This window comes from Methanoculleus sp., from assembly GCF_035363275.1.
In the GTDB taxonomy this organism is placed as follows: domain Archaea; phylum Halobacteriota; class Methanomicrobia; order Methanomicrobiales; family Methanoculleaceae; genus Methanoculleus.
This window is the reverse complement of sequence record NZ_DAOSET010000112.1, coordinates 1-2,558: the sequence shown is the minus strand read 5'-3', so window position 1 is coordinate 2,558 and position 2,558 is coordinate 1. Positions and strand designations below refer to the sequence as shown.

The following is a 2,558-nucleotide window of genomic DNA, read 5'->3' as shown; positions in this document are numbered from 1 at the left end:
CGGCGGCGCCCGCCGCCAGCGCCCGGATGGGGCGGGAGACGTCGCCGCCCGGCAAGCTCCAGGCGGCCCCTCAATGGCTACGTCGACCGGGTGTGGCCTCCCCCCCTCGAATAATGCGAGGGAGGGGGTGCGGGGAACGACTTCCCCGCAGGGGAAGGAGTTAGAGCACCGCGAGGCTGCGGCGAATCCGTGGCGTTTCAACCCCCACGAAACACCGATCCTCTCAATCTCAGGTGGCAGATGTCGGACACCTCAAAACGGAAGATGTCCGATATGTCCGATAAATGTCCGATAAATGTCCATTATCTATCAGGCCCTGTCATCGTATCAGGCGTTCCCGGGAGGCAACCGGGCTAAAACGTACTTTCTGCCCCTCCTCGCACCGACTGCCTCCAACAAGCCACGATGGACGAGATCGAGAAGATCGCGGTATCGGGTCTTCTCCGATACCCCCGGAGCAATCGATGCATAGTCTACAGCTGTTATAGCGCCGTGCTCCCTGGCAAAGGACATCGCCTGCAGCTGCCGCTTGTTCAGGCCGATGGCCCGCAGAGAACTCTCGGTAAACCGCAGGTCTTTTCGCATGCGCACAATGAACCCGAAGGAATCGCTTTGAAATTCAGGTTCCGGGAGTCCGGCCTCTGCGAGTGCGTCCACAATTCGCCCGATGCCGGAACCATACCGTTCGACAAACCCGGCGAGGTAAAATATCTTTGCTATGAGAGGGTTGCGCAGGAACGAGTAGTGCTCGGTCTTGAGCATCTCAATCGTGATTCCCTGGGGCAGAGAGCCCGGGTTATGGAACCGTATAGCGTCATCATAGATGCGGATCTGGGTCTGGATGTCGGTGTTGAAATAATCCCGGTGGATAAGCGCGTTAAGGAGCGCTTCACGAATTGCCAGTAACGGATAGTCCCAGATCTCCTTGCGCTGAAAGGACTCCTGCATTGCATCCGCCGAAATCTCATATCGGACATCGATGAAACTTTTCACCCGCTCCTCCGCCCTCATGAATTGCTGGATGAGGTTCCCGGAGAACTCCTCATCGCCGATGATGATATCTCCCCCCTTGAATCGGCCGACCCGGGTAGTGGTGTTGACAAAGAACCGCTGCGGCTCTCTGCCGAAGAGCATAATGGCGGCATTGGTCAATTTGCCATTGACAGTAAGTTCTAAGCGGCGCAGAATCGAGTCCACGGGCTCTTCTTCATCCGCAGTATCAAGCCGGTTCGACCGCTTTGCCAGACGAACGAACATCCTGACCACCCCGGGATCGATATCGCCGATGGAGTAGTCGCCGGTGACCGTATCCCAGGTAATCCCGGATTTGCTGATTAGAAAGTGAACAAGCTCCTGTCCCGCAAGGTCGAATGTGTTGCTTCCGCTACGCCGATAATACCGACCGTCGCACGAGACCGGGACAGGGGAAGGGGAGACCGTGATGCTGATGAGCTCTTTTCCTGCGACCGTTTCAGCGATAACGGAGGGGGTGATACTAAGTTTGTTTCGGATCTTGTTGGGCAGTTCTCGCAAGAGCCGCTTCACCTGATGGACGCCGACCGGTCTTCCGGCATCATCGATGCCTATCTTAAGCACCCCGCCGCTTGTATTTGCAAATGCGCAGAGGGTCTTGAGATATTCGTCCTTCCAGGACTCCTTGAATTCAACGTTCTGGCTCTCGATCATGGTGGATGCGGTTGACTGTTGATAGTACATCGGCGGTCATTCTCTTATAGACTTCCCGCCGATCAGGGCGAAGCGATTGGGGTTTCCCGGTGATGGTACTGCCTGCTCCCTTCGTGCGCGAGTCTGGACGCTCGATCAAGCAGATTCAGAGGGTATGTCTTATACTGGGTATGGGAAATGTAAACCATACACGCCGCCGGTATGTGCATCACGGTTCACAGGGCAGGATCCCCCCTTCATAAAACCCCCGATTGGCCACTGTATCGCCATATCTCCTCGCATATCGTCTTTCAAGGTATGTAATGGGCATGTAATCGGCCGTGCGGCACCCCGGGATGGTCATCATATCGATGCCAACAGGGGCCTCCCTTCCTCTATAACCCGCCCTCACGACCCCCTGCGCCCGGGTTGCGGGGTATGCCTCCGCCGCGGGAAAGGCGCCGCAGGGCCTCTTAAGCACCGTGGCCGGGCAGTATGCCCCCCCCGGCGATCTCATCTCCGGGCTCTACGGCGCCTTCTTCGACCCCGTCCGCGACGGCTCCGCCGCGTTCTTCCAGGTCTCGCCGCTCTCGTTCTTCGCCCTCCTCCTCGCCGCGGCGACTGGCTACGCCCTCCTCCGCCGCAGACCGACCGGGATCCCCTCCCGGGACGCCCGGCTCCTCGCCTTCTTCGCCCTCGCCGCCGCCCTCGTGGTGCTCGCCTACGCCCGCTCCCTCCCCGGCATGTCGGCAAGCCCCGGGATCGTCCCCGACATGCGCTACCTCTCGCCGGCTTACCTCCCCCTGCTCGTCATCGGGGTCTATGCCCTGAAGTACGCCGGTCTCGACGGCGACGGGGTCCGGGAATCCCTCAAGATCCTCTTCTGGCTCGCG

General features: G+C 59.2%; 1 protein-coding gene and 1 pseudogene. One reads left to right on the top strand and one right to left on the bottom strand.

The window, feature by feature from the left end:
- Nucleotides 1-327: 327 nt before the first annotated feature.
- Complete coding sequence (locus PLN84_RS13040) at nt 328-1,716, bottom strand: ATP-binding protein (protein WP_292385543.1); 1,389 nt, start codon at nt 1,714-1,716, stop codon at nt 328-330.
- A gap of 431 nt (nt 1,717-2,147) precedes the next feature.
- Between PLN84_RS13040 and PLN84_RS13035 the strand changes: the two are divergent.
- A pseudogene (locus PLN84_RS13035) lies at nt 2,148-2,558 on the top strand (hypothetical protein); the annotation flags it as partial.